Annotated in this window: 31 protein-coding genes; 16 read left to right on the top strand and 15 right to left on the bottom strand. The window is 65.2% G+C overall.

The window, feature by feature from the left end:
• Nucleotides 1–156: 156 nt before the first annotated feature.
• A complete protein-coding gene (locus XI02_RS28625; RefSeq protein ID WP_172647684.1) occupies nt 157–330 on the top strand; it encodes a DUF1328 domain-containing protein in 174 nt (57 codons plus the stop codon).
• 131 nt (nt 331–461) lie between these two features.
• Here XI02_RS28625 and XI02_RS28620 read toward each other — a convergent pair whose 3' ends face one another.
• Nucleotides 462–821 carry a DUF427 domain-containing protein gene (locus tag XI02_RS28620; RefSeq protein WP_038380623.1) on the bottom strand — a complete coding sequence of 120 codons (360 nt, stop codon included), beginning with the start codon at nt 819–821 and terminating at the stop codon, nt 462–464.
• 186 nt (nt 822–1,007) lie between these two features.
• On the opposite strand from XI02_RS28620, the gene XI02_RS28615 reads away from it, so the two are divergent.
• The gene (locus tag XI02_RS28615) at nt 1,008–1,244 is read left to right on the top strand and encodes a BolA family protein (protein WP_016843470.1); all 237 of its coding nucleotides are present in this window, start codon (nt 1,008–1,010) and stop codon (nt 1,242–1,244) included.
• 34 nt (nt 1,245–1,278) lie between these two features.
• Entirely contained in the window at nt 1,279–2,460 is a 1,182-nt protein-coding gene (locus XI02_RS28610) for a low temperature requirement protein A (protein WP_172647685.1), read from the top strand.
• A gap of 9 nt (nt 2,461–2,469) precedes the next feature.
• Here the strand turns inward: XI02_RS28610 and XI02_RS28605 are convergent, their stop codons facing one another.
• The 3 genes from XI02_RS28605 to egtB are packed head-to-tail and all read right to left on the bottom strand — an operon-like array spanning nt 2,470 to nt 5,164.
• The gene (locus tag XI02_RS28605) at nt 2,470–2,865 is read right to left on the bottom strand and encodes a DUF4345 domain-containing protein (RefSeq protein WP_038380622.1); all 396 of its coding nucleotides are present in this window, start codon (nt 2,863–2,865) and stop codon (nt 2,470–2,472) included.
• Between the two features lie 23 nt (nt 2,866–2,888).
• Nucleotides 2,889–3,857, bottom strand: coding sequence for an L-histidine N(alpha)-methyltransferase (gene egtD, locus XI02_RS28600; RefSeq protein ID WP_038380621.1), 969 nt, complete (start codon nt 3,855–3,857; stop codon nt 2,889–2,891).
• A gap of 53 nt (nt 3,858–3,910) precedes the next feature.
• On the bottom strand, nt 3,911–5,164 hold the full coding sequence (gene egtB, locus XI02_RS28595) for an ergothioneine biosynthesis protein EgtB (RefSeq protein WP_050999586.1): 1,254 nt from the start codon (nt 5,162–5,164) through the stop codon (nt 3,911–3,913).
• A 292-nt stretch (nt 5,165–5,456) separates the two neighbouring features.
• Here egtB and grxD point away from each other — a divergent pair, with 292 nt between their 5' ends.
• From grxD to XI02_RS28575, 4 genes are all read left to right on the top strand, one after another.
• On the top strand, nt 5,457–5,789 hold the full coding sequence (gene grxD / locus XI02_RS28590) for a Grx4 family monothiol glutaredoxin (protein ID WP_016843475.1): 333 nt from the start codon (nt 5,457–5,459) through the stop codon (nt 5,787–5,789).
• Nucleotides 5,786–6,337, top strand: a complete 552-nt coding sequence (locus tag XI02_RS28585) for an O-acetyl-ADP-ribose deacetylase (protein WP_026192981.1) — start codon at nt 5,786–5,788, stop codon at nt 6,335–6,337. Before grxD ends, XI02_RS28585 begins: the two co-directional genes overlap by 4 nt.
• Before the next feature lie 49 nt (nt 6,338–6,386).
• A complete protein-coding gene (locus XI02_RS28580) occupies nt 6,387–7,670 on the top strand; it encodes a serine hydrolase (RefSeq protein ID WP_018272419.1) in 1,284 nt (427 codons plus the stop codon).
• A 103-nt stretch (nt 7,671–7,773) separates the two neighbouring features.
• Nucleotides 7,774–9,036, top strand: coding sequence for a serine hydrolase (locus tag XI02_RS28575; RefSeq protein ID WP_069279655.1), 1,263 nt, complete (start codon nt 7,774–7,776; stop codon nt 9,034–9,036).
• Between the two features lie 138 nt (nt 9,037–9,174).
• Here the strand turns inward: XI02_RS28575 and XI02_RS28570 are convergent, their stop codons facing one another.
• The 8 genes from XI02_RS28570 to murI form a co-directional block, all read right to left on the bottom strand.
• Nucleotides 9,175–10,242 carry a low specificity L-threonine aldolase gene (locus XI02_RS28570; RefSeq protein ID WP_038380628.1) on the bottom strand — a complete coding sequence of 356 codons (1,068 nt, stop codon included), beginning with the start codon at nt 10,240–10,242 and terminating at the stop codon, nt 9,175–9,177.
• A 140-nt stretch (nt 10,243–10,382) separates the two neighbouring features.
• Nucleotides 10,383–10,661 carry a type II toxin-antitoxin system RelE/ParE family toxin gene (locus XI02_RS28565; protein WP_307724579.1) on the bottom strand — a complete coding sequence of 93 codons (279 nt, stop codon included), beginning with the start codon at nt 10,659–10,661 and terminating at the stop codon, nt 10,383–10,385.
• Nucleotides 10,658–10,885, bottom strand: a complete 228-nt coding sequence (locus tag XI02_RS28560; RefSeq protein WP_038380618.1) for a hypothetical protein — start codon at nt 10,883–10,885, stop codon at nt 10,658–10,660. The genes XI02_RS28565 and XI02_RS28560 overlap by 4 nt, the downstream gene beginning before the upstream one ends.
• A gap of 118 nt (nt 10,886–11,003) precedes the next feature.
• Entirely contained in the window at nt 11,004–11,621 is a 618-nt protein-coding gene (rpsD, locus tag XI02_RS28555; RefSeq protein WP_016843156.1) for a 30S ribosomal protein S4, read from the bottom strand.
• A 270-nt stretch (nt 11,622–11,891) separates the two neighbouring features.
• Nucleotides 11,892–12,677 carry an acyltransferase gene (locus XI02_RS28550; protein WP_172647686.1) on the bottom strand — a complete coding sequence of 262 codons (786 nt, stop codon included), beginning with the start codon at nt 12,675–12,677 and terminating at the stop codon, nt 11,892–11,894.
• A 118-nt stretch (nt 12,678–12,795) separates the two neighbouring features.
• A complete protein-coding gene (locus tag XI02_RS28545) occupies nt 12,796–13,185 on the bottom strand; it encodes a cupin domain-containing protein (RefSeq protein WP_016843154.1) in 390 nt (129 codons plus the stop codon).
• Nucleotides 13,186–13,476: 291 nt separating this feature from the next.
• The gene (locus tag XI02_RS28540; protein ID WP_172647687.1) at nt 13,477–14,253 is read right to left on the bottom strand and encodes an HpcH/HpaI aldolase/citrate lyase family protein; all 777 of its coding nucleotides are present in this window, start codon (nt 14,251–14,253) and stop codon (nt 13,477–13,479) included.
• 59 nt (nt 14,254–14,312) lie between these two features.
• Nucleotides 14,313–15,110 carry a glutamate racemase gene (murI, locus tag XI02_RS28535; protein WP_172647688.1) on the bottom strand — a complete coding sequence of 266 codons (798 nt, stop codon included), beginning with the start codon at nt 15,108–15,110 and terminating at the stop codon, nt 14,313–14,315.
• Nucleotides 15,111–15,294: 184 nt separating this feature from the next.
• Between murI and XI02_RS28530 the strand changes: the two genes are divergently transcribed.
• Both XI02_RS28530 and XI02_RS28525 read left to right on the top strand, forming a co-directional pair.
• A complete protein-coding gene (locus XI02_RS28530) occupies nt 15,295–15,858 on the top strand; it encodes a cytochrome b (RefSeq protein ID WP_172647689.1) in 564 nt (187 codons plus the stop codon).
• Nucleotides 15,859–15,959: 101 nt separating this feature from the next.
• Nucleotides 15,960–17,012 carry an agmatine/peptidylarginine deiminase gene (locus XI02_RS28525; protein ID WP_172647690.1) on the top strand — a complete coding sequence of 351 codons (1,053 nt, stop codon included), beginning with the start codon at nt 15,960–15,962 and terminating at the stop codon, nt 17,010–17,012.
• A 54-nt stretch (nt 17,013–17,066) separates the two neighbouring features.
• Here XI02_RS28525 and XI02_RS28520 read toward each other — a convergent pair whose 3' ends face one another.
• The 3 genes from XI02_RS28520 to XI02_RS28510 form a co-directional block, all read right to left on the bottom strand.
• Nucleotides 17,067–18,239: a M20 aminoacylase family protein gene (locus XI02_RS28520; protein ID WP_018272414.1), complete on the bottom strand. Its 1,173-nt coding sequence runs from the start codon at nt 18,237–18,239 to the stop codon at nt 17,067–17,069.
• 105 nt (nt 18,240–18,344) lie between these two features.
• Nucleotides 18,345–19,001, bottom strand: coding sequence for a response regulator transcription factor (locus XI02_RS28515; RefSeq protein WP_141713610.1), 657 nt, complete (start codon nt 18,999–19,001; stop codon nt 18,345–18,347).
• Nucleotides 19,002–19,014: 13 nt separating this feature from the next.
• A complete protein-coding gene (locus tag XI02_RS28510; protein WP_069279690.1) occupies nt 19,015–20,385 on the bottom strand; it encodes a histidine kinase in 1,371 nt (456 codons plus the stop codon).
• 244 nt (nt 20,386–20,629) lie between these two features.
• On the opposite strand from XI02_RS28510, the gene XI02_RS28505 reads away from it, so the two are divergent.
• From XI02_RS28505 to XI02_RS28480, 7 genes are all read left to right on the top strand, one after another.
• The gene (locus XI02_RS28505) at nt 20,630–21,412 is read left to right on the top strand and encodes a MotA/TolQ/ExbB proton channel family protein (protein WP_172647691.1); all 783 of its coding nucleotides are present in this window, start codon (nt 20,630–20,632) and stop codon (nt 21,410–21,412) included.
• On the top strand, nt 21,409–22,083 hold the full coding sequence (locus tag XI02_RS28500; RefSeq protein ID WP_026192978.1) for a hypothetical protein: 675 nt from the start codon (nt 21,409–21,411) through the stop codon (nt 22,081–22,083). The genes XI02_RS28505 and XI02_RS28500 overlap by 4 nt, the downstream gene beginning before the upstream one ends.
• Nucleotides 22,076–22,684: a hypothetical protein gene (locus XI02_RS28495; protein WP_016843143.1), complete on the top strand. Its 609-nt coding sequence runs from the start codon at nt 22,076–22,078 to the stop codon at nt 22,682–22,684. Before XI02_RS28500 ends, XI02_RS28495 begins: the two co-directional genes overlap by 8 nt.
• 627 nt (nt 22,685–23,311) lie before the next feature.
• Nucleotides 23,312–23,446, top strand: coding sequence for a hypothetical protein (locus XI02_RS46065; RefSeq protein WP_016843141.1), 135 nt, complete (start codon nt 23,312–23,314; stop codon nt 23,444–23,446).
• Nucleotides 23,443–24,036, top strand: coding sequence for a TetR family transcriptional regulator (locus tag XI02_RS28490; protein WP_016843140.1), 594 nt, complete (start codon nt 23,443–23,445; stop codon nt 24,034–24,036). Before XI02_RS46065 ends, XI02_RS28490 begins: the two co-directional genes overlap by 4 nt.
• Before the next feature lie 345 nt (nt 24,037–24,381).
• Nucleotides 24,382–25,122, top strand: a complete 741-nt coding sequence (locus tag XI02_RS28485) for a metallophosphoesterase (protein WP_172647692.1) — start codon at nt 24,382–24,384, stop codon at nt 25,120–25,122.
• 5 nt (nt 25,123–25,127) lie between these two features.
• The gene (locus XI02_RS28480) at nt 25,128–26,606 is read left to right on the top strand and encodes a bifunctional serine/threonine-protein kinase/universal stress protein (RefSeq protein ID WP_194483236.1); all 1,479 of its coding nucleotides are present in this window, start codon (nt 25,128–25,130) and stop codon (nt 26,604–26,606) included.
• Nucleotides 26,607–26,610: the final 4 nt, after the last annotated feature.

Below are 26,610 nucleotides of genomic sequence, written 5' to 3'. Positions count from 1 at the left end.
TGCAATCGGGAACCTGATTCAGCAAGGCCCAATCCGCCGGATCGGGGAGTATCGAGGTCGGTCATCTCGGCAAATCTGTTTCGTTTTTGGAACTGCGGTCGGGTGCGGGTGTTCTCGTCCGAACCGGCGGACGCGCGCGGTTATCAGGAGCGAGCAATGACAATTCTGAAATGGGCGCTGATCTTCCTTGTCGTGTCGATCATCGCGGGCTTGTTCGGCTTCACCGGCATTTCCGCCGCCTCCGCCGACATCGCGCGCTTTCTGTTCTATGTATTCGTCGTGATCTTCCTGGTGCTCCTGATCCTCGGGCTCACGATATTCAGGATCTAGCGGGGATCGGGCCGAACGCTCCCGACGGCAATGCCCGGGCCTCGCCCGGGCATTGCCGTTTTGCAGGCTGGGTCAGCGCGCGACGGAAGCCCGGGCGCGAGACCCGGCGCTTGCGGCAGGCGACGATTCCCCTAGGCGACTTCCTCGATCTTCACCTTGTCCGGATAGAAGGCGAGGTGGCCGGCGATCTCGGTCATGGCCGGGAAGGGCTCCTCATAGGTCCAGATCGCGTTGTCCAGCGTCTTGCCGTTGGCCTTGATGCTGAAGTAGCTCGCATCCCCCTTGTACGGGCAATGCGTGGTCCGCTCGGTGCGGGTCAACAGCTCCATGTTGGCGTCCTGCCGGGGGACATATTGCACGGCCGGATAGCTCGCTTCCTTCAAGGTCAGCGCATGGGTGGTCTCGGCGATCACGACGCCGTCGGCGCTGACGCGGACGCGCTTGGCATTGGGCGTGATCGTGATCGGATGGTCGGGGCCGGGGAGCTTCATGGTTCTGCGCCTCTTCTGGTCATTTCGGCGTGATGGCTTGTGACCGATTGATGCAGGTTTAAATCGCTGGGAATGGGAATATAGTGTGCCCGGGATGACCTAGAAGACCCCAAGCGCTAGGTTTTATCCTTAGGTTTATCTGGCCGAGTCGGCCTGATTCGAACGACCTGACGGAGGTGGACTGGGATGCCGATGGACGCCCGTGATATCGAATCGATGATCAAGGCAGCGATCCCCGATGCCGAGGTGACGATCCGCGATCTGGCCGGCGACGGCGACCACTACGCGGCCACTGTTATTTCCGAGTCCTTCCGCGGCAAGTCCCGCGTCCAGCAGCACCAGATCGTCTACCAGTCGCTGAAGGGCCAGATGGGCGGTGTGCTGCACGCGTTGGCCCTGCAGACCGGCGTGCCGGAAGGCTAGGGCCCCGGCGGCCAGCGGGCGGGGGCCTCGAGCGATGGTGGACAATCCACGCGGTGCGATGTTTCGCGTCATCGTGCCGAACCAGCACAGCCGCGTCACCAATGCCGAGCTGTTCTTCGACCTCGTCTTCGTCTTCGCCGTCACGCAGCTGTCGCATACGCTGCTGCACCACTTCACCCCGCTTGGCGCGGTGCAGGTCACGCTGCTGTTCCTCGCGGTGTGGTGGGTGTGGGTCTACACCACCTGGGTCACCAACTGGCTCAATCCCGAGCTGACGCCGGTCCGCCTGCTGCTGTTCGTGCTGATGCTGGGCGGGCTGTTGCTGTCGACCTCCATACCGACCGCCTTCGAGGGCCGCGGGCTGTGGTTCGCCGGGACCTATGCGGCAATGCAGGTCGGCCGCACCGCGTTCTGGCTGCTGGCGACGCCGCGGCGCCGGACGGCGGTGCGCCATAACGCCATCCGCATCCTGACCTGGCTCTCCTGCTCGGCCGTGCTGTGGATCCTCGGCGGCTTCGCCGAGCACGAGACGCGGATGTGGCTCTGGATCGCGGCGCTGACCATCGAATATGTCGCGCCGGCCGCGCGGTTCTGGACCCCTGGGCTCGGCTTTTCCTCGATCGAGGCGTGGTCGGTCGAGGGCGGCCACATGGCCGAACGTTGCGCGGGCTTCATCATCATCGCGCTCGGCGAGGCCATCGTGGTCGACGGCGCGACCTTTGCCGAGCTGACCTGGACGCCGGAGAACATGGCGGCGTTCGTCTCGGCGCTGGTCGGCAGCATCGCGATGTGGTGGATCTATTTCCACAAGGGAGCCGAGGCCGGTTCGGACATGATCTCCAAGTCCGAGGAATCCGGCCGCGTGGCGCGGATCGCCTATACCTATCTGCACATGCCGATCGTCGGCGGCATCATCCTCACCGCGGTCGCCGACGAACTGGTGCTGAAGCACCCGTCCGGTCATTCCGATCTGAACACGATTGTCAGCTCGGTGGGCGGGCCCATGCTGTTCCTGGTCGGGACCATCCTGTTCAAATACGTGATCTGCAACTTCCTGCAGCTGTCGCACGGCGTCGGCATCGTCGCGCTGGCGATCACGGCTTATTTCGCGCGCGAGATGTCGCCGCTGGTGCTCTCGATCGTCACCACCGCGATCATGATCGTGGTTGCGGCGTGGGAGTCGATCTCGCTGCGGTCGACGGGGGAAGAGGAATAGCGGCCGCCGTTACTTGCGGCCGGCCTTTGCGACCAGGTGCTGCCAATAGACGAACAGCGGTGCGCCGATCACTTCGAGCGCGGTGAAGCCCACGAAGGGCAGCGGCGGCAAGCCGACCATCAGCATCGACAGCAGCCTGCCGATGCCGCCGAGGAAGATGCCGCCCCACACCACCCGGAACAGCACGCCCTCGCTCTCGATGCGCGGCACCAGCCAGATCAGCGCGAGACCGAGACCGAGCCAGACCCCGCCGAAGAAGCGCAGATTGCTGTCGAGCACCGGCAGCGCCGGAACGCCCGAGGAGGCGTAGAGCGGATCGCTGACGCCGAGCATGGTGATGATGCCGGTGAGGATCGGGACCAGGGCGAGCAAGGCAGTTGCGATCTGCAGCGCACGCCGGCCCATGCCCCGTCCCCTTGGTTTGAGTGCTAGTCCGCGACCAGCGCGTGCACCGAGAACATCGTGTCGGCGTCGGTCCAGCTCTCGCGCACCGTCCAGCCCCCGCTGCGGGCGAGCGCGGTGAAACGCTCGAGCGAGTATTTGTAGCTGTTCTCGGTGTGAATGCTCTCGCCGGGCCGGAACGCGAAGGTATTGCCGAGGATGCGCACGGTCTGCGCCTTGCGGCTGATCAGGTGCATCTCGATGCGATGGCGGTCGCGGTTGTAGATCGAGCGGTGCGTGAAGCCCGACAGATCGAAATTGCCGCCGAGCTCGCGGTTGATGCGAACCAGCACATTGAGGTTGAACCGCGCGGTGACGCCGGCCGCGTCGTTATAGGCGTCGTACAGCACGCGCTCGTCCTTCTCGAGGTCGACGCCGATGATCATCTGCGCGCCGTGGCCGAGGATATTGCGCGCACTGCGCAGGAAGGCCAAGGCCTCGCTCGGCTCGAAATTGCCGAGCGTCGAGCCGGGGAAGAAGCCGACCTTCGGCATTGCGGCGACGGCCTCGGGCAGCGTGAACGGCGTGGTGAAATCGGCCGCGACCGGGTAGATGCCGAGACCGGGAAAATCCTTCCGCAACCCGTCGGCCTGGGCTTTGAGGAAATCGCCCGAGATATCGACCGGCACATAGGCTGCGAATTCGCAATGCTCGAGCAGCAGGCGCACCTTGGTGGTCGCGCCGGCGCCGAACTCGACCAGCGCCGCGCCGTCAGGGATGATCGCGGCGATCTCGTCGCCGCGGTCGCGCAGGATGCCAAGCTCGGTGCGCGTCGGATAATATTCCGGCAGCACCGTGATTTGCTCGAACAGCTCGGAGCCGGTGGCGTCGTAGAAATATTTCGGCGACAGCCGCTTCGGGTGACGGGCGAGATTGCCGATCACATCGCCGGCGAACGCCGAAGTCGCTTCGTCGAACGGATACGCTTTGGCCAAAGCAGCGGCATGCACATTCATGATACTCTCCCGAACGCGCTTACCGGCGCGCCATTGATGTCGACAGTGCTTGATCAGGCATAGTCGGCGAGGCGTAACCCCGTGAATTGCCAGCGATGGTGCGGATAGAAGAAGTTGCGGTAGGTGACACGGCTGTGACCTGCGGGCGTCGCCAGCGACGAGCCACGCAGCACGAGCTGGTTGACCATGAACTTGCCGTTGTACTCACCGAGCGCGCCCTCGATCGCGCGGTAGCCCGGGTAGGGCGAATAGGAGCTGCGGGTCCATTGCCAGACGATGCCATAGGCGTCGTTGAGCAGGCCGGCGCGCGCGGCGATCTCCCATTCCATCTCGGTCGGCAGGTGCTTGCCGGCCCAGCGGGCGAAGGCGTCGGCCTCGTAATAGCTGACGTGGCAGACCGCTGCTGACGGATCGATCGGCTGCAGGCCGCCGAGCGTCATGATCGTCCATTCGCCGTCGATCTCGCGCCAATGGCCGGGCGCCTGCCAGCCCTCGTTGCTCACGGTGCCAAAGCCATCCATCAGCCACAGCGTGGCGGTGGAATAGCCGCCGTCCTTCATGAAGGCGAGCCAGTCGGCATTGGTGACGAGGTTCTTTGCGAGCTTGACCGGGCCGACCAGCGCGCGATGCGCGGGCTTCTCGTTGTCGAAATGGAAGCTGTCGTCGGCGTGGCCGACGGTGTGGATGCCTTCGTTGAGCGTCACCCATTCCTCAGGCCCGCGATGCGACGCCGGGAAACGCCACGCCGGATCGTAGGCCGGCGGGATCGGGTTCTGCGCGAAGGCATGCAGGATGTCGCTGTACATCAGCTCCTGATGCTGCTGCTCGTGATTGAGGCCGACCTCGACCAGCGGCACCAGCGCCTCGAGCTTGTCGGCTCCGGCAGTCTGGAAGAATTTCACCACCTCGGCATCGACATGGCGGCGGTAGGCGGTGACTTCGTCGGCGGTCGGGCGGGTCAGATGGCCGCGCTGGTGGCGGGCGTGCCGCGGACCAGCGCTGACGTAATAGGAATTGAACAGATAAGCGTAGTCCGGATGGAATGGCGCGTAGCCCTTGACGTGCTCGCCGAGCAGAAACTGCTCGAAGAACCAGGTGGTATGGGCGCGGTGCCATTTGGCGGGGCTCGCATCCGGCATCGACTGGATCAGCTGGTCTTCGGGCGACAGCGGTGCAGCCCGGCGCTCGGTCTCGTCGCGGACGGCGCGATAGGCGTCCACCAGGCGCTGGGCGAGCGGTCCGGATTCGGAGGACGGTGACGGGGGGACGGCGGGAAGGGCGGCCGCGGCAGAGGCTGGTTTCGTCACAGGGGTCTCCGATTCAAGGGAGAGAACGTTGCTTCGGCAAACTGGTTCCCAACGGACAGTTCGTCCTAGATAGGGGCTCCGTTACGGGAAAAAAGCCTCCCCCCGCCATGATATTGGGGCCGTCAGATAATCCCGGCTTCTTTCGGGGCGCCCCGGCGCCCGCCGCATGCCAGATTTCCGCCATTTTGCTTTGGATGCACAATGGTTTGAGCTACATATATAGTCAGTCACGGGTTAGAAGGGCGGGCCGGCCCGTTAAGGCCTGAGAGCGCCGCCCCCGAAGGAAGCGAAAATGAGCATCGAGCAATTCATCGACAACGAAGTGAAGTCGAACGACGTCGTGCTGTTCATGAAGGGCACGCCGCAATTCCCGCAGTGCGGGTTTTCCGGTCAGGTCGTGCAGATCCTCGACCACATCGGCGTCGGCTACAAAGGCCTCAACGTTCTCGAGTCCGCCGAACTGCGCAACGGCATCAAGGTCTATTCGAACTGGCCGACGATTCCGCAGCTCTATGTGAAGGGCGAGTTCGTCGGCGGTTGCGACATCATCCGCGAGATGTTCCAGGCCGGCGAATTGCAGCAGCTGTTTGCCGACAAGGGCATCCCGGTCGACGTGGCTGCCTGACCTTGACGGCGCGCCAGATCGGCAAGGCGCGGCTCGAAGTCATCGTCAACGACATCACGACCCTGCGCGTTGACGCCATCGTCAACGCGGCCAATTCATCGCTGCTCGGAGGCGGCGGCGTCGATGGCGCGATCCATCGCGCCGCGGGCCCCGAGCTGCTCGCCGAGTGCCGGGCCCTGCACGGCTGCAAGACCGGCGACGCCAAGATCACCAAAGGCTATCGGCTCCCGGCCAAGCACGTGATCCACGCCGTCGGCCCGATCTGGCATGGCGGCACCCAGAACGAGGATGCGCTGCTCGCATCCTGCTATCGCCGCGGCATCGAGCTGTGCCACGCCAATCAGCTTGGCTCCATTGCATTTCCCGCTATCTCGACCGGCGTCTATCACTTCCCGCCGGACCGCGCCGCCGGCATTGCGGTCAAGGCCGTCGTCGATGCCCTGGCCGCCGCACCCGGCCTCACGCAGGTGATCTTCTGCTGCTTCTCGCCCCAAAGCGGCCAGCTTCATCAGGAGGTCCTGGAGGCCTTTGGCAGCCCTTGTGCCTGATGATACCGCCGCTACACTTCCCCGTGATTTCCGGGGAGGGATAGTTCAAATGCATTCATTTCGTTTGACGTGCGCCGCCGTAGTCGCCGCGGTGGTGCTGGCGGCGCCGGCGTTCTCGCACACCGAGGGCACCTACGAGATTCCGGCGGGAGCGCATTTCAATTCCGCCAAGCTCGCCAGGATCAGCGAGTTCTTCAAGAACGAGGTCGCGACGGGAAAGATTCCCGGCGCCATCGTCCTGATCCAGCAGCACGGCAAGCCGGTGTATCACGAGGCCTTCGGCGTGCAGGACGTGGTCAGCAAGGTGCCGATCACGGACAAGACCATCTTCCGCCTGGCCTCGATGTCCAAGTCGATCACCGCCGTGGTGTCGATGCAGTTGCTGCAGGAAGGGAAATACAAGCTCGACGATCCCGTCTCGAAATACATCCCGTCCTTTGCCAACGTGAAGGTCGGCGTCGAGAAGAAGGCCGAGGACGGCACCAAGACGCTGGAGCTGGTGCCGCCAAAGCGGCCGATCACGATCCTCGATCTGATGACGCATACGTCGGGTATCACCTATGGCTTCTATGGCGACAGCCTGGTCCGCAAGACCTACAAGGAAGCCAATATCTACGGCGGAGATTTCGACCTCGCCGAATTCGCCGAGCGGATCGCCAAACTGCCGCTGCACAACCAGCCCGGCGCGCTCTGGCAGTACGGCCATTCCACCGACATTCTGGCGCGCGTGATGGAGGTGACCACCGGCGAGAAGCTCTCGACGATCGAGCGCGAAAGGCTGCTCGACCCGCTCGGCATGAAGGACACCGGCTTCTTCGTCACCGATCCCGAGAAGCAGAAGCTGATGGCCGAGCCGATGCCGAACGACAGCGACTTCCGCGTCGGCCGGGTCAACGATCCGACCAAGGTCAAGAAATGGGAGTCCGCCAGCGGCGGCATGGTCTCGACCATGGCGGATTATTCGCGCTTCGCGCAGATGCTGCTCAACGGCGGCACCTTCGACGGCAAGACCATCCTGAAGCCGGAGACGTTCAAGGAGCTGACGACCGACCGTGTCGGGCCGGGCTCCGGCGTCGAGCGCGACTTTTTCTACTTCCCCGGCGACGGCTTCGGCTTCGGGCTTGGCATCGCGGTGCGCACCGATCCCGGCACGGCGAAGCCGCCGCCGCCCGGCGATCTCGGCGAGCTGAAATGGGACGGCGCCAGCGGCTGCTATTATGTCATCGACCGCAAGCAGGACTTCTTCTTCGTTCTGCTGGAGCAGACGCCGACCGAGCGTCAGCGCATCCAGCGGACGCTGAAGCAGCTCGTCTATGAAGCCATGGAAAACTAGAGCGTTTTCGAGCGAAGTGGATACCGGTTCGCGTGAAGCAACGCGTTGAAAAGAAGGGAATGACGGCATGATCCGATTCAGGCGGATCGGCTCATGCGCTTGCATGCGTGGGGGCCGCGCGCTCGTCGCGGCACTCGCGTTCGCGTTGGTCGCAACAGTTGCGAAGGCCGGCTCCGCGGGGCCGGCCGCGCACAGCTTCTCGGCGGAGGGCCTCGCCAAGGTCTCCGACTATGTCCGGAACGAGGTGGCGACCGGAAAGATCCCGGGCGCGATCCTGCTGCTGCAGCAGCATGGCAGGCCGGTCTACTACGAGAAGTTCGGGGTTCGCGACGTCGCCACCGAGTTCTCGATGAGCGCGGATACCATCTTCCGCCTCTATTCGATGTCGAAGCCGATCACCACGGTCATCGCGATGATGCTGGTCGAGGAAGGCAAGCTCGCCCTCGGCGATCCGGTGTCGAAATACATCCCGGCCTTTGCCGACATGAGGGTCGGGGTGGAAAAGCGCGGCGATGAGGGCAAGATGGCGATGACGCTGGAGCCGCTGAGGCGCCCCATCACCATCGAAGACCTGATGCGCCACACCGCCGGCCTGCCTTACGGCTATTACGGCGGTGGTATCGTGAACAAGACCTACGCCGACGCCGGCCTGTTCAACAACGATCCCGACAATGCCGAATTCGTGGCGCGGCTTGCGGCATTGCCGCTTGCCGAACAACCCGGCACGGAATGGGACTACGGCCATTCCACCGACGTGCTCGGCCGCATCATCGAGGTGATAACAGGCAAATCGCTGTTTCAGGTCGAGAAGGAGCGGCTGCTCGGCCCGCTCGGGATGAACGAGACCGCGTTCTATGTCGCCGACCGGGCGAAATGGCCGCTGATCGCCGAGCCGATGCCGAAGGATCGTACCATCAGTCCGGTCGCCGACGTCCGCAATCCGCGCAAGCCGCTGCGATGGGAATCCGGGGGCGGCGGCATGGTCGGCACCATCGGCGACTATGCGCGCTTTTCGCAGATGCTGCTGAACGGCGGCAGCTATGAGGGCAGGCGCTATCTGAAGCCGGAGACCATCGCGTTGATGGCGAGGGACCATATCGGTCCGGAGACCGGCGTCATGCGCGACCAGAACTACTATCCCGGTCCGAACTCCGGCTTCGGCCTCGGCTTCGCGGTCCGCACTTCGGTGCCGCCGAGCACCGACTGGCCGCTGGGCGAGTATCGCTGGGACGGTGTCGGAGGCACCTTCTTCTTCATCGATCCCGCGGACGACCTGTTCGGCATCTTCATGGTGCAGACGCCGTCGCAGCGCGGCCGGATCCAGCACGAGCTGAAGACGCTGATCTACCAGGCGATGGGACGCTAATTTTGAGACAAGACTGGTCCTCGTCATTGCGAGCGAAGCGAGGCAATCCATCTCGCCGCTTGCCGAGAGATGGATTGCTTCCAGCGCAAAATTGCTTTGCAATTTTGTCGCGAGCTCCTCGCAATGAGGGTGTGCGCGCTACGCCGCGCGCACGATGTCCCTGACGTGCCCGACCGCTTCCTCGATCATCGCCGCGGTGACGTCGAGATGCGTGCAGGCCCTGATCCGGCCGTCCATCATCGCCAGTGTCACGCCGCGCTTGCGCAGCTCAGCGACCATCTTGTCGCCCGAGACGCCGGCGCCGTCGGGCTTGAAGAAGACGAGGTTGGTCTCGGGTGCCTGCACGGCGATGCCGTTGATCTGCGACAGGCCGCGCGCCAGCGCCCGCGCATTGGCGTGGTCGTCGGCGAGGCGGTCGACATGGTGATCGAGCGCATGGATGCAGGCGGCGGCGCAGACGCCGGACTGCCGCATCGAGCCGCCGAGCCGCTGCTTCCAGCGCCAGACATCGTCGATGAACGCCCGGGTGCCGGCGATCACGCCGCCGATCGGCGCGCCGAGGCCCTTGGAGAAATCGATCCAGGCGGAATCCCAGCCCGCCGTCATGTCGCGCGGCGAGATGCCGGAGGCGACGGTCGCATTGAGCAGCCGCGCGCCGTCCATGTGGGTGACAAGGCCGTGAGTCTTGGCGATGCGCACGACCTCGTCGAGCGCCGCCTTCTTCCAGATCGTGCCGCCGCCGATATTGGCGGTCTGCTCGACGCTGACGAGCACCTGCGGCGGCTGGTAGCGGGTGCGCGGATGCAGCGCGGCCTGGAAGGTGTCCGGCGTGAACTGGCCGTCATCGCCCGGCAGCTGCGTGATCTGGAAACCGCCGAGCGCGGCATGGGCGCCGCCCTCGCGCGCGATGATATGCGCGGTCGCATGCGCCAGGATCTCGTCGCCGGGACGGCAATAGGCCAGCGTCGCCGCGACGTTGCACATGGTGCCCGACGGCATGAAGACGGCGGCTTCCTTGCCGAGCAGATCGGCGACGCGGGCGCAGAGCTCGTTGGTGGTCGGATCGTCCCCGACCTGCTCGTCGCCGACCTCCGCCTTCGCCATCGCCTCGCGCATCGCCGGCGTCGGCCTGGTCTGCGTATCGGACAGAAGGTTGATGCGAACGGGCGGGGCCTTGGGATCGGGCCGGGCAGGGGTGTAGTGCATGGCTTTCCTCATCGCTCCGCACTGAGGCGGATTCGCTGCTGAAACGCGATGAGATAAGATGGATCGTCATCGCGCCCTGGCTTCTTGTTTGAGCATGATCGTATCCGGAAAAACCGCTTCGCGCTTTTCCGGATCATGCTTTAGCGTATAGGCCTCCGGGCGGCGTGACGAAACCGCATAATGATGATCTCGGTGGGCGTCACGCGATAGTCGATCAGGTAGGGATACGGTGTCGCCGAAAGCCGGCGGACGCCTGGGCGGCTTGTCGGGCGCCCCGCACGCGGCTGCTCTTGCAGCAGCGTGACAAGTGCCAAGATGCGGTCGCGCACATGGACCGCGCCCTGGGGCGATCGTGTTTCGATATAGGAAAGTGCCCGATCAATCTGAACAACAGCGCGTCGCGTGTAACGGACGTTCACAGCCCGTGCTTTGCCCACATCGCACGGACTTCCTCGGGCGTTGCCAGCTCGCCGCGTGCAATCTCGGCGTCGGCTTCAGCCAGATCGGCGTCTTCTTCCGGCGTGAGCTGGAGCGGTGGTTGGTCGACCCCGGCAAGCTGCAGCATGATGCGCGCGAGTTCGTCCTGCTCTTTGTCAGGCAAGTTTGAAACTGTCTCGAAGGCCTGTTCGAGTAACCGGGTCATCGGCAAGAAACCTCAGCGAGCAGCCATCTCCAAGTCCCGGATATAATAGTCGTCTTGTCGGCAAACAAAAAGGCCCCGGCAAAACCGGGGCCTTTCGGATCTCGCATGCGTGCCGTGATCAGCGCGAATAGAATTCGACGATCAGATGCGGCTCCATCTGCACCGGGAACGGCACGTCCGAGAGGCCGGGGGTGCGCGCGAACTTCGCGGTCATCTTGGAGTGATCGACCTCGATGAAGTCGGGCACGTCGCGCTCGGGGAGCTGGGCCGCTTCCAGCACCGGGGTCAGCTGCTTGGAGGATTCCTTGACCTCGATGAGGTCGCCGACCTTCAGCTTGTAGCTGCCGATGTTGACCTTGCGGCCGTTCACCTTGATGTGGCCGTGGTTGATGAACTGGCGCGCGGCGAACATCGTGGAGACGAACTTGGAGCGATAGACCACGGTGTCGAGACGGCGCTCCAGGAGGCCGATCAGGTTCTCGCCGGTGTCGCCCTTCAGGCGGCTGGCTTCGACATAGATGCCGTGGAACTGGCGCTCGGAAATGTTGGCGTAGTAGCCCTTGAGCTTCTGCTTGGCGCGCAGCTGCACGCCGAAGTCGGAGAGCTTGCCCTTGCGGCGCTGGCCGTGCTGGCCGGGGCCGTATTCGCGGCGGTTCACGGGGCTCTTCGGGCGGCCCCAGATATTCTGGCCCATGCGGCGATCGATCTTGTACTTCGCCTCACTGCGCTTTGTCATCGCGTCCTCTTTTGCATAGCCGTCGCTACCCAGCGGCCGGCGTTTGTCAGTTTCAGGTTTGAGGAGACGCGCCCTCCTGTGTACCGGCCAAAAGGCCTGTACCGACAGGTCCGCCTCGAAAGCTCGGGGAGGACCACGGGTCGCGAAACGCATCGCGGGCCGAAACCGGCCCGCGAGCAAGGGTGGTCTTAAGGAGAAAGTCCGGTTCTGTCAAACAAAACGCAGGGCATTTTGGGCCGAATCGGCGTCAAAATTGGCCAATTTCGTCCCTCAGAGGCGGCTTCCGGCCGCCCGGACCAGCCGGGCATCGGCTTGCGGCCGGCCCGCGCCCAGTTCCGCGGCGATTTCGCCGGCCAGCACCTGCTCGAGGCGGGTCAAGGTCTGGGCGATCAGGGCGGCGTCGCAGACCAGATGGTCCCAGCGCAGCACCACGTCGACAGTGTGGTCCGGCCTGATCACGCCATAGCTCAACAGGAATGGCCCCGGGCTCAGCGCGTGCAACTCGCCGGGGCCATAGGCCGCGACCGAGGTCACGCCAAAGCTGCCGCAGAAATTGGCGCGCTGCCGGCCAAAATTCATCCCGATCGCCCACGCCAGCCGGCGCAGCGGAAGCGGCAGGCGCGTCACGCAGAGCATTTTGCGGAACGAGGGGATTTCGTGCAGCGGCGCGGTCTTGGCGCGGCGGATCAGCGCGTCGACCTCGGCGAGCGGCATCTCGTCGGCGGCACAGACGCGCTCGAACAGCACGCAGTCCTCGCCTTTCTCAACGCGCGCAATCGCCACCATGCCGACGCTGCGCGGCAGCTCGTAGAGGCAAGGCCACGGCCATTTGACGTGCAGCGTGCGCAGGGTCGGCTCGGTCCTGGCGACCAGCGCGAATGCCTTGACGAAGATGGCGGCCCAGCCCGGTACCTGCGCCGCACGTGCACGGGCCTCGACGATTGCACGGACGTTCAGGGTGCGCTTCAGGGAGACCAGCGGCACGCCAGCCGATGCATGCATCAGATCGGCGACGAGACGGCGCGGCAATGAAATCTGACGAAATTTACCGCGCATTCGTTCGGTTCAGTTCCTTAGCAAACAGGCAAAAATCAAAGGCCCGGCGAGCTCAAATGGTTGCTCGCCGCACCTGAAGCTCAGATGAACCAGCTGGCCGGAGACCAAGGGGTTCTGCTCACGGCGCTGGTTTTGCCAAAGGCTCGCCGGCCTTGACCACGTAGACGCCGAGCACCTTGAGCGGCTTGTCGCCGGACGTCTTGGCGTCGTGCACCGCGCCTTCCGGGATCTGGTAGGACTCGCCCGCCTTCAGCTTCAACGGTGGCTTGCCGTCGATCAGAAGCTCGAGCTCGCCTTCGAGCACATAGCCGGTTTCGGCGCCGGGATGGGTGTGACGCCCCGACGCACCCCCGGCCGGAACCTCGGCGATCGCGGTGACCGTGTTGAAGCCCGGCGGAAAATCGACCTTCTGCAGCGGCGTCCGCTTGATGCCGCTCTGCTGCGCAAAGGCAGCGCCGGCACCGGCAAGGGCAATCACGGCAAGACCAATCAGTAATTTCCTGAACATGCATTTTCCTCCCAACCCGCAAAACTCTAGCAGCGCGGAATCGCGGCGGAAAGCGGGCGGTGCGTGATGTGCAGGTTCGACGTTGGGATTAGTCCGTTCATCCAACAGTGCGGGTTTGCGCCGCTTATTCATGAGCTACTCAGGCGAACGAGCTGTCTCGGCGACACGCAGCGTTCGCTCCGTCCCAGGCGCGATGCCGGAAGTTGCGCCGCGGTTCCTGCTTCGACGTGACCGGAACCTGCTCGCCGGAAGCTGTGAACGAGCGGAGCGCCGCGCGGCCGCGTTTGACGTCTACCGCTTGATCCCCGTGAACGCAGCCGCAATGCCGCGCTGGAACAGCGACCAGTCGAAGCCGAGCGCGAGCGCGAGGTAGCCGCGGTCGATCATCGCATTGGCCTGTTCGGCGGTGCGCGCGACGCCGCCGATCGGCACGCCGCTCTTCATGATGCCTTGTTCGGCGCGCTGCATCAGCGCGACCACTTCGGGATCGTCGGGCAGACCGCGCTTGTTGATCGAGGTGGCGAGATCGCCGGGGCCGATCACCGCGAGGTCAATGCCCGGTGTCGCCATGATCTCGTCGATGCGGTTCACCGCATCGACATGCTCGATCGTGATCATGCAGATCATGTCGTCGTCAGCGGTCGCCATGTAGTCGTTCATCGAGACGCCCCAGCGGAACGGCGCATGGAACGGTCCCCAGAGCCGGTCGCCTTGCGGCGGATAGCGCACGCTGCGCACCGCCTTCACCGCATCGCTTGCGTTGCAGATCATCGGAAAATTGATGCCGAGCGCGCCGATGTCCATCGGTGCCTTGGCGAGATGCGGCTCGTTGGCGGCGATCCGCACCATCGGCACGCAGGGCGTGCCCGAGGTCGCCACGATCATCGCATGGGCGGTGCCGAGATCGATCGGGCCGTGCTCGAGATCGACGATGATCCAGTCCAGCGACTGCGCCATGATCTGCACGGTCTGGATGCTCGGAATGGTCGCGATCGCGCCGAAGGTCGGGCGCTTGTCGCGCCACGCCTTGCGCAGGCGATTGAGCGGCGTCAGCGGGGCTGCGGTCAAATTCGGTCCTCCCTCGAAGGAGAGCAGAGGCTAGCAGCGCGTTGTGACGGCGAAAAGCATCAAGCCGGGACGCGGCCGCCGAAGAATGGCGTCAGCGCTTCCGTCAGCGCGTGCGGGCGCTTCGAGGTGAAGATCATCTCGGCGCCGGCCTGGTCGCTCTCGTGGCCGGCCGGTCCGAGCAGGTCGGCGACACGGCGTGCGATCGCCGGCGCCGGATCGATCCAGTCGACCGGCCAGGGCGCGAGCCTGGTGAGGCGTTCCAGCAGCAGCGGGTAATGCGTGCAGGCGAGCACGACGGTGTCGGTGCGGGCAGGGTCGTGGGCGCCATCGCCGACGAAGCAGGGCGCGAGCTCGGCCGCGATGTCCTCGTCGCGCACCCTCTCGCCGCTGAGGGCGGCCTCCGCCAGCGAGGCGAGCTCGCCGGAGCCGACCAGCGTCACCTCGCAGCCCTGCGCAAAGTCCGAGATCAGCTTGCGGGTATATTCGCGCTTCACGGTGCCCCTTGTGCCGAGCACCGACACCCGCTTCGTTTTCGACGAGGCGCAGGCCGGCTTGATCGCCGGCACGGTGCCGACGAAGGGCAAAGGATAGGCGTCGCGCAAATGCGACATGACCAACGTGGACGCTGTGTTGCAGGCGATCACGACCAGGTCGGGCGCGTGGGCCGTGATCAGCTCACCGATCAGCGGCACCACGCGGGCGATAATCTCGTCCTCGCCGTGGTGGCCATAGGGGAAGAAGGCGTCGTCGGCGACATAGACGTAATGCGCGTCGGGCCGGGCGCGGACGATCTCGCGCAGCACGGTGAGGCCGCCGAGGCCGGAATCGAACACAAGGATGGTCGGGGGAATGGACACGCGAAAATTCTATCCGAAGCAGGGTTACCATTCAGTTGTCTTTGGCCATCCGGCGGCTTCGGCCGACAAAAGGCGGTGAAGCCGGGAATTTCACATGGCCTTGACCGATAGCTGCAAGTATCACGGCAAACTATTGCTGCGACGTGTGAAATCCAAAAATGCGGCCGCAAGGGGGCAACGCGACATGATCCGCAATACCGCAGCGAGCTGGGGCTCGCTCGCCCGCGCGTTCCACTGGGGGCTCGGCATCGCCATCATCGGCACGCTGGCCTATGGCTGGTGGATGAACCACGTCCCGGCGCGGGCGGACAAGTTCTTCTACCGCTCGATCCACGCCGATATCGGCTACCTGGTGCTGCTGCTTACCGTGCTGCGGCTGGTCTGGCGCGGCCTTAATCCGACGCCTGCGCTGCCGGCCGACATGCCCTCCTGGCAGCGGATTGCCGCCCGCGTCAGCCACGGCGCGCTCTATGCCGTCACCATCCTGGTGGCGATGCTGGGCTGGGCGCATTCCGGCGCCCGCGCCCAGGATTATTCTGATTTCTTCGGCCTGTTTCACGTTCCCCAGATCACCTCGCCCGACAAGGCGGCGGCGGATGCCTTTGAGCATCGCCACATCTTCTTCGCCTATGTGCTGTTGGCGCTGATCGTGCTGCACCTCGCCGCGGTCGCCTTCCACCACTTCGTCAAGCGCGACCGTGTCGCCGCGCGCATGATGGGGACAAGCGAGGTCGACCCCGCCCGCTAGGCGTGGGCGGCCGGCTCGGTGCGTTCCAAAATGGTCGCCCGCTCGGGGACACCTGCGTTATCCTGTGACGAACGGGGGCGGCCATCGCGGCTCGAATGCTCATGAACGATTCTGCACGACATCAAACGAACTGGCGCATGCCGGACGAGGGCGCCCCGCATGCCGCCACCTGGATGGCCTTTGGCGCCGACGTGGAGCTCTGGGGCACGAAGCTCCTTCCCGTCATCAGAAATAATCTCGCCAGCGTTGCCAAGGCAATCGCGGTCCATGAGCCCGTGAAGATGCTCGTTCGCGAGGAGGACTACGACATCGCCGCGCGGCTGTGCGGTCCCTCGGTCAGCCTCGTCGTTCAACCGCTCGATGATGTGTGGCTGCGTGACACGGGACCGGTCTTTGTGACCAATCCTGCCGGGCAGCTCGGCGCCGTCGGTTTCAATTTCAACGGCTGGGGCAACAAGCCGCAACCGTACGCACGCAAGCAGCATCTATATGCACGCGATGCCGAGGTTGCAGAGCATCTGGCCGGAGCCGCGCAGGCAATCTTCTTGAAGGCCGATCTGGTGCTGGAAGGCGGCGGGATCGAGGTCGACGGTGAGGGGACGGCCATCATCACCGAGAGCTGCGTCCTCAACCCAAATCGCAATCCGGGCGTGTCGAAGGACAAATGCGAGGCCGAATTGTCTCGCCTGCTCGGGCTGGACAAGATCATCTGGCTGCCCGGCATCGCCGGCAAGGACATCACCGACGGACATACCGACTTCTACGCGCGATTTGCCAGTCCCGGCCTTGTCGTAGCCGGCTTGGAACCAGACCCGTCGTCGTTCGATCATGCGGTGACCAAACGACACCTGGATTTCCTGCGCGTCGCTGTTGATGCGAAGGGCCGGCGCCTGGATGTCGTGGAGTTGCAGGGCCCATCGACGGTGCGTCCGAAGCACAGCAGCAAGGACTTCGCCGCCGGCTACATCAATTTCTATGTCTGCAACGGTGCCGTGATCGCGCCGGAATTCGGTGACCCGGCGGCGGATCGCAACGCGCGCGACAAGCTGCGCGAACTTTACCCGGACCGGGAAATCATCCAGCTCAACATCGACGGCATCGCCGCCGGTGGCGGCGGCATCCACTGCACCACGCAACAGCAGCCGCGCTTGTGAAAGCTGGCGGCCCGGTCGCGAAGCGAGCGACCGGGCCGTGGCCGCATGAGCGCGCTAACCCGCCGGCATCTGCTTCTCGACGAGGCGCACCCAGTAGGAGGCGCCGTGGCCGAGGATGTTGTCGTTGAACTTGTAGGCGGGGTGGTGGCACATCGGGCCGTCGCCCATGCCGAGGAAGACGAACGCGCCGGGGCGCGCCTCCAGCATGAACGCAAAATCCTCGGCGCCCATCACCGGCACCAGGTTCTCGTTGACGCGGTCGGCGCCGACCACGTCACGGGCGACCTCGGCGGCGATGCCGGCCTCGCGCGTATGGTTCAGCGTCACCGGATACATGCGTCCATAATCCGTCTCGGCCGAGCCGCCATAGGCCTTGGCGATGCTGGAGGCGACCTCGCCGATCCGGCGCTCGACCAGATCGCGTACAGCGGGATCGAGCGTGCGCACGGTGCCGCCCAGCGTGACCGTCTCCGGGATCACATTGAACGCGGTGCCGGCCTCGAACATGGTGATCGAGATGACGGCCGATTTCAGCGGATCGAGATTGCGCGACACGATCGACTGCAGTGCATTGATGATCTGGGCGCCGATCAGGACGCTGTCGACCGCCTCGTGCGGAGCGGCGCCGGCGTGGCCGCCCTTGCCGTGGACGATGATCTTCAACGTGTCCGACGAAGCGAGCATCGCGCCCGGCGTGGTCGCAAAATAGCCCTCGGGCAGGCCGGGCATGTTGTGCAGGCCGTAGACCTCCTGGATGCCCCAGCGGGTCATCAGCCCGTCGTCGACCATCGCCTTGCCGCCGGCGCCGCCTTCCTCGGCGGGCTGGAAGATCACAACCGCGGTGCCGTCGAAATTGCGGGTCTCGGTGAGGTATTTGGCGGCGCCCAGCAGCATCGCGGTGTGGCCGTCATGGCCGCAGGCGTGCATCTTGCCGGGAATCTTCGAGGCGTAGGCGACGCCCGAAGCCTCCGCGATCGGCAGCGCGTCCATGTCGGCGCGCAGGCCGATGGTCTTTCCCGAAGTGGATTTGCGGCCGCGGATCACGCCGACCACGCCGGTGCGCCCGATCCCCGTCACCACCTCGTCGCAGCCGAACTCGCGCAGTCTGTCGGCGACGATGCCGGCGGTGCGGTGGACTTCATAAAGCAGTTCAGGATTCTCATGGAAGTCATGGCGCCAGGCGGCCATTTCATCCGAGAGGGCGGCAACGCGATTGACGATGGGCATGGGGGAGCGTCCGTTTCTTGTGAGCTTTGGTGGGGGGCGCAGCGTAGCGTAACCCGCCGACTTGTCACGCGGAATGGCGTCAGCCCGTAGCCCGGATGGAGCGGCCTACAAATTCGCCAGCCCGCATTCGACGGCGAGGCGGACCAGCTGGGCGTCGGTCCGCATGCCGGTCTTGGCCTTGATGAGGTAGTGATAGTTCTGCACGGTCTTGGTGCTGAGGTTGAGGTTGGCGGCGATCTGCTCCTTGGTGCTGCCGGCCGCCAGCTGCCGGAGGATTTCGATCTCCCGCTCGCCGAGCTGGTCGAGCGCCGATCGGGTCGGCACCAGGCTTTCCAGCGCCAGCACGCGCGCGACGTCGTCGCTCATCGCATGCTCGCCGCGCGCCACCGAGCGGATCGCCGCGATCAGCTCGGCCGGTTCGCTGCCCTTGGTGACGAAGCCGCTGGCGCCGGCGCCGAACGCCGCCTTCACCTGGGCCGCCTCGCTGTGCATGCTGAAGACGAGGATGCGCGCGTCGGCGTCGCGCGCGCGGATGTTGCGGATCGCTTCCAGTCCGCTCGCACCCGGCATCGAAATGTCCATCACCACCACATCGGGCCGGTGCGACTTGAACGCGCGATAGGCATTGGCGGCGTTGTCGGCTTCGGCGACCACGCGGAAATCGTCCTGGTGCTCGAGCACGCGCCGATAGCCCTGGCGGACGACGGGATGATCGTCCACCAGCAGGATCGAGATGCCGCGGATCTTCGCCGTCGTCGACATCACGATTGTCATCTCACGCGGCGAGCGGGATCGTGGCGGCGACCGACAGGCCGCGGCTGGCGCGCGCGATCGACAGCGAGCCGCCGAGGGCCGTGACGCGCTCGCTGACGCCGGTGAGGCCGAAGCCCGCGGATTGCGCCACCTTGGCCGCATCGCCGCCGCCATCGTCCTCGACCCGCACCAGCAGGGCGTTCTCGCTTCCGGTCCGCCGCTCGATCCGCAGCACGATCTCGCGCGCCGAGCTGTGGCGCAGCGCATTGGTCAGGCACTCCTGCGCGACACGATAGGCGGTGGCGGCGACCGTGCCGCTGATGTCGGCAAGGTCGCCCTGCAGATCGAGCTGGATCATCGGCTGCACCGTGCGCGACCGCCAGCTGTCGACGAGATCGACCAGGCTTGCCTCCAGCCCGAGCTCTTCGGCCGGCGGATGACGCAGCCGGTTCAGTGTATCGCGCAGGCACGCCATGATGCGGCGCGTCGCCTGCGAGATCATCCGTGCATCCTGCGCAATTTCGGTGCCGGCGGCGTACTTGTCCCCGGCGCTTGCCTCGATCGTGTTGGCGAAGGCGAGGATCGCGGTGAGGTTCTGGCCGAACTCATCGTGCAGCTCGCGCGCCAGCGTGCGGCGTTCGTCGTTGCGGATTTCGAGCAGCCGCCGGGTCAGCACCGTGCGTTCCTCCTCGGCAAGCGCGAGGCGGTCGCCGAGATCGCTGACGGCGCGCCCGATCATCGCGAGCTCCATCGAGCGGACGCGCGGCAGCGGCGTACGGTACTCGCCGTCGGCCATGCGCCGCAGCGCCGACACGATCGAGTGGGCGGGCGCCAGCGTGTGCGCGATCGCAAGCGAAGCGAGCAGCGCGATGGCGAGCGCCATCAACAGCGCGACGTGGATGTTGTCGAGAATGTGCTGCCAGGCGAGCGCGATCGCGGCGTCCGGATCGGCGATGACGCGGACGGTTCCCGCGGTCGCGGCGCGGGCGCTGATCGGCCGCTCCACGGTGGCGTGATCGCCGAGTATCATCTGCACGGTGGCCGCGAACCAGCGCGGCGGCGCCTTGCCGATCCCCTTGCTCTGGCCGCAGAGGGGCTTCTCGAAGGCGCCGGCCGGTTCGAACTGCACGCAGATCCCGGGCGCGATCAGGCCCATGGTTTCGATGGTGCGCCAGTCCGGTGCCGGCAGCAATTGCTCGCGCATCCGGTTGCTGCGCAGCAGCAATTCGCGCCAGTACAGCGCCTCGAGCGATTGCGAAACCCGCTCGGCGGACGCCTGCGTGGCGCGATCGACGCTGCGATAGGCGTCGATCGTGGCCCAGACGGTGGCTGCGCCGAGGCATAGCGCGACGATCACGAGCAGGCGGGCGACCAGTTGAAGCACGAGGCGCATGCGATCACTCCACGGCCAGAGCATGATCCGCAACGGAGAGAAGCGGGTGGTCATGCTCAAACGAGAGATGCGATGCTAACAGCAGCGCTGTTCCCCGCCAATCGCAAGCATGCGAAGCTGTGCAGGTCGGGAAATTTGCCCGACGAAATCTGGGCAGATGTCTTTGGACAGCGCAGGCCGGCTCTGCTCTAACGGAAAGTGAGGCCCGCGCGGAGCCTCATGGAACAGAGGGAGCTCACGCAGCATGGATGCCAAGGTCGACGTCGCGGCCGCATCGGCCGGCACGGACGCGGCGGAGCGCAGCGCCCTGCTGCTCTGGATGATCTTCACCGGCCTTTCGGTGTTCGCCGCCTTCCTGCTGTGGCGCTACGGGCTGATCGGCCTCATGATCAATTCCGACCGCACCTACATTTCCAGCGTCATCGCCGTCCTCTACATCGTCACCTGCATCCATTGCTTCTGGCGGACGCGGGCGATCGCGCGGGAGGGGGAGGTCGCGCGCTCCTGCCGCACCATCCTCGCCGCGCCCGATGGCGCCAGGATCCTTGCATCAGGGGCGCTTGCATCAGATGCGCGCGGCCTGCCCGGCGGGCTCGTCACCGATCACATCAAAAGCCTGGTGCAGAAGGCCGAGGCGCAGGCCAAGGGACGCATCGACCAGACCCTGCTGCTGCGGACGCTGGCGGACCGGCTGCGCGGGTCCAACGGCTTCGGCGCCTTCGTCTCCGATACGCTGATGAAGCTCGGCCTGCTCGGCACCATCATCGGCTTCATCATCATGCTGGCGCCGATCGCTTCGCTGGATGCCGCCGACAAGGTCGCGATGAAATCGTCGATGGGCCTGATGAGCGACGGCATGGCGGTCGCGATGTACACGACGCTGGCCGGACTGATCGGATCGATCCTGGTCCGGATCCAGTACTACATGCTCGATTCCGCGACCCAGCGGGTGTTTTCCGACGCCGTCGTGCTGACCGAGACGCACGTCACGCCGGTCCTGGAACGTCGCCTTGGTACGCCGTCATGATGGATGAGTTCGGGCTCTATCCACGCGAGGAGCCGTTCGATCCGCTCGGCGTCATGCTGTTCAAGGCGTTGCAGGTCATCGCCTTCCTGTTCTTCCTGGCGCTGCTTGCGGTGTCGCCGGATTCCAAGGAAGGCAAGATCGAATCCAAGGCGGAGTTCATCATCACGATGGACTGGCCGGACAACCATCCTGACGATCTCGACCTGTTCGTGCAGGATCCGGCCGGCAACATCGCCTGGTACCGGCATCGCGAGGCCGGCTTCCTGACGCTCGATCGCGACGACCGCGGCGGCGCCAACGACTTCATCATCGTCAACGGCAAGAAGATCGCCTCGCCAATCCGCGAGGAGATCGTCACCTTGCGCGGCATCGTCGCCGGCGAATACACCGTCAACGTCTCGCATTTCCAGGCGACGACCGGCGAGCCGGTGCAGGCCAATGTGAAGGTGCAGAAGCTCAATCCGACGGCGCAGGTGATCTTCGACGACAAGCTGACCGTCGATCACACCGGCGACGAGAAGACCGCGGTCAGGTTTCGTCTCGACGCCGAGGGCAAGGTGATCAACGTGGACCGGCGGCCGAAATCGCTGCTCGAGACCTTCCGCAGCAGCTGGCGCAACGGCGCCGACATGGATCCGAAAACCGGCGTCAGGGTGCTCCGCCGTGATTAGTCTGCAGTCGGTCATTCTCACGCTTGCGGTCGCATACGCGGTGGTCGGTGCGCTGCTCTTGATCGTGCTGGTCTATGCGCGGCTGCACTGGTCGCTGAAGGCCGTCGTCATCGTCGTGACCAGCGCCTTTTACTTCGTCAGCTTCGGCGGCATGCGCGGTCTGCTCGGCTGGGCGTCCGCGGAAAAACTGCCGGCGAATTTCAAGCTGCTGTCGACGCGGATCGTGGAGCCGCATTCGCTGGAGGGCGATCCGGGCTCGATCTATCTCTGGGTCGAGGAGCTTGACGAGGACAACCGGCCGAGCGCGATCCCGCGCGCTTTCCGCATTCCCTATAGCGAGGCGTTGGCGGAGCAGACCCACACCGCCGAGAACGAGATCAAGGCCGGGCATCCGCAAGGCGGGCGGGCGGCGGATTTCGGCGGTGGCGACGGCACCATCATGGACTTCGTCAGGGAGTACATCACGCCGAAGACGATCGTGGAGACGACCGGCGGCGATTCCACCACGGGGACGTTCGTGGCTCCGCCGGCCGGCGCGCAAGGGTCGGTGTTCACGCCGCTGCCGCCGCCCCGGATGCCGCCCAAGGACGAGCAGCAATAGCAGGATGCCTATCCAGGAGGGTGGCACAAAAATAGGGATCGGCAATAATCAGTCAGCGGGATGGACAGTAATCATCCGGAATTCCTCAATTCCCTGAAGTGTGTAGTCTTGGGATTAACCGGGGCTAGATTTTATCCCCAAGCCATTTTTCCCGGCAAAGGGGCCGCTGCGTGAAGCGGCCCCTTTCGATTCCGGCGGCAAGGCCCGGTGAGAGGCCGGCGCGGCGGGGCGGGCTTACAGCACCGTCAGAAATGCGATCGCGAGAACCATCAGCCACCCGACAATGACGAGCGAGACCACCGCGCCCGCGGTGATCTTGGCGATCTCCTTCAAGGTCATTGGCCGGTCCATGCAAACCTCTCCTGGGTAGCCCTGAGCGAGACATAGGCGCGGACTGGCAGATCGCCCTGGCTGCTCACGGAACGTTGTAGCGCCCATAAGCCAGGGGTGGGCCCTTCCCGGGGGCCACGGCTGTCATTTCACAAAATATTGTCTGACAGATATTGAAATCTGTCAGCGAGATGGTGTATATACTGATCAGCCCCAAGGGAGGAGGGCGCCCAGTGGCTGTTCCGGCGTTTGGCCGGGGAGCCGGACTTAATTTGACTACCTCGAAGGACTACCTCCATGACCATAGAAATCTTTCAATTGACCGCCCAGATTCAACAGTGGCTCAATCTTCGCGTCGCCCGCCACCTGGCCGCCCAGGCCGCCAAGTTCACCCGCGGGCAGGACAGCGATAACCAGACGGTAAACGCATGAACGAGGCGGTGGTTTTGACACCCGAGCGGATCCTCGAGGCAACTGAGGATGTCTTGAGGCGCTTTGGGCTGAGCAAGGCCACCGTTGTCGACGTTGCCCGTGCGCTGGATGTCAGCCACGGCAGCGTCTACCGTCACTTCCCCAGCAAGGCCTCGTTGCGCGATGCTGTCGCCAAGCGCTGGCTCGACCGCGCCAACGAGCCGCTGTGCAAGATCGCAGCCGGCTCAGGCCCGGCGCCGGAACGGCTGGAGACATGGCTGCGCACTGCCTTTTCGATCAAGCAGAAGAAAGTCTGCGACGATCCCGAGATGTTCGCGACCTACCTTGCGCTGGCGCAGGACGCGCGCGAAGTGGTGGAAGCCTACAAGGACAAGCAGGTCGATCTGATCGCGAAAATCCTGGCCGACGGTGTCGCGCAGGGCGTGTTCGAGATCGACAATGTGAAGGCGACCGCGCGTGCCGTGTTCGACGCCACCGTCCGCTACCATCACCCGGCGCATGCCGAGGAATGGGCCAAGCCCGAATGCCCGTCGCGGATCGACGCGCTGCTGGCCCTGCTGCTGAAGGGCCTGCGGGTCTGCAAGCAGTAGCTCGGCGCTCGCGCTTCTTCACACAACGGAGCAAGCGGCACCCCTCTCCCTAACCCTCCCCGCAAGGGGGGAGGGAACCCATCCGCTAATGCTCCCCTCACATCCGTTACCGACGTTTTGAATCCGCGACGCCGTGCCCAGACTGTAACTCAGTCAGGTGAGCACGCCGGTCGGGCTCCCTCCCCCCTTGCGGGGGAGGGTTGGGGAGAGGGGTAAGCCGCGGGCTGTGACCGTGGAGATTGCGCGGTCGCGTGCCAACTGGCTTTCGCTGCCACCCTCGGCCCGATTGCGAGCCCGGGGCCGCGTGTGCTTGATATCGGACAGGGATCAGCAACGCGGACCACGATGCGGCTTGCACTGTTCGCCGATATTCACGCCAACCGGCAGGCCTTCGCCGCCTGCCTCGACGCTGCGCATGCGCGCGGCGCCGAGCGTCTGATCTGTCTCGGCGATATCGTCGGCTATGGCGCCGATCCCGAATGGGCCGTCGATACGGTGATCGACCTCGTCGCCAAGGGTGCGATCGCGGTGCGCGGCAATCATGACAATGCGATCGGCGTGCCGAGCGACAGCATGAATGCCGAGGCGAAGGCCGCGATCGACTGGACCCGCGGCCGGCTCAGCGGCGAGCAGAAGGAGTTCCTCGCCGGGCTTCCGATGTCGCGAGAGGAGGACAACAGGCTCTACGTGCACTCCGAAGCTTCGGAGCCCACGAAATGGCGCTATGTTCGCGACACCGCCGACGCCGCGCGCAGCATGATGGCAACCGAGCTGCAGATCACGTTCTGCGGCCACATCCATCGTCCCGGCCTCTATTCGATGTCCTCGACCGCCAAGATGACGAGCTTCGTTCCAACTTCGGGCATCGCTGTTCAGTTGCTGCCGGGGCGGCGCTGGCTTGCGGTGCTCGGCTCGGTCGGCCAGCCGCGCGACGGCGATCCCGCAGCGTCGTTTGCGATGTTCGACACCATAAGCCGCGAGATCACCTATCATCGCGTGCCCTACGACGTCGCGACCGCGGCGGCGCTGATCAAGGCGAACGGCCTGCCGCACTGGCTCGCCGACCGTCTGCCGCTCGGCCGGTGATGCCGATGGCGGCGCTGGCGATGCAGGCGGGTGCCGACATCGATGGCTTCACCGTCGGCGAACGCGTGCACCGCGGCGGCATGGCAACGCTGTGGACCGTCACCCATCCCGGCATCACCGTGCCGCTGCTGATGAAGGTGCCGCTGACCTCGGAGGGTGAGGATCCGGCCGCGATCGTCAGCTTCGAGATGGAGCAGATGATCCTGCCGCGGCTGTCGGGGCCGCATGTGCCGGCCTGTTTTGGCACCGGCGACTTCGAGCGCCAGGCCTACGTGGTGATGGAGCGCATCCCCGGGCAGACGCTCTACAAGCGGCTCGGCGAGCTGCCGATGCCGTATGAGGAAGTGAGGGTGATCGGCGGCAAGGTCGCGACTGCGCTCGCCAGCCTGCATCGGCAGAACGTCATCCATCACGACATCAAGCCGAGCAGCATCATGTTCCGCGAGCGCGGCGAGGCGGTGCTGATCGATTTCGGCCTCTCGCATCACCGGCATCTGCCCGACCTGCTGCAGGAGGAGTTTCGCCTGCCCTACGGCACCGCGCCCTACATGGCGCCGGAGCGCCTGCTCGGCGTACGCGACGATCCGCGCAGCGATCTGTTTTCGCTCGGCGTGCTGCTCTATTTCTTCACCACCGGCGTCCGCCCGTTCGGCGAGACCGAAAGCCTGCGTGGCATGCGCCGGCGGCTGTGGCGTGACCCCTATCCGCCGCGCCAGCTGAAGCCCGACTATCCGCCATGGCTGCAGGAGATCGTGCTGCGCTGCCTGGAGATCGATCCCGTGGCGCGCTATCCGACCGCGGCGCAGCTTGCCTTCGATCTCGGCCATCCCGATCAGGTGAAGCTGACGGCGCGGGCGCAGCGGCTGAGCCGCGATCCGCTCGGCACGGTCTGGCGCCGCCGTTTCAATCTCGGTGCGGTGCCGCCGCGGCCGAAGTCTGATGTCGCGGCCCAGCTCGCCGCGAGCCCGATCGTTGCCGTCGCGCTCGATGTCGGCGAGGGGGCCGAGGCGCTGAACGACACCATCCGTGTCACCGCCGAGCGGGTGCTGTCGACCTCGCCGTCGGCGCGGCTCGCTTGCGTCAACGTGCTGAAGCTCAATCGCCTGGCGATCGACCGCAGCCATGACGAGCAGGGCCAGAACAAGCATGTCGACCGCCTGGTGACGCTGCAGCACTGGGCGCGGCCGTTCGGGCTCGAGGAAGGGCGGCTGACCGTGCATGTGCTGGAGGCGATCGATCCCGCCGCCGCGATCCTGGAATTCGCCGCGGTCAATCTGGTCGACCACATCATCATCGGCGCGCGGCAGAACTCGCTGCGGCGTGCGCTGCTCGGCAGCGTGTCCGCCAGGGTCGCGGGGGAAGCGTCGTGCACGGTGACCGTGGTGCGGCCGTCGCGGCTGGCCTCGCAAGCGGACGACGGCGAGGGCGGCGAAGCGGCGGACCAGGCGGCCAATGCCGCGGTCACGCCGCCCGCGTTGTTCTAGTTTC

The sequence above is a fragment of the Bradyrhizobium sp. CCBAU 21365 genome (assembly GCF_015291305.1).
Classification (GTDB): domain Bacteria; phylum Pseudomonadota; class Alphaproteobacteria; order Rhizobiales; family Xanthobacteraceae; genus Bradyrhizobium; species Bradyrhizobium elkanii.
Note: the sequence above shows the minus strand (reverse complement) of the source record. Positions and strands in the feature narration are given on the sequence as shown.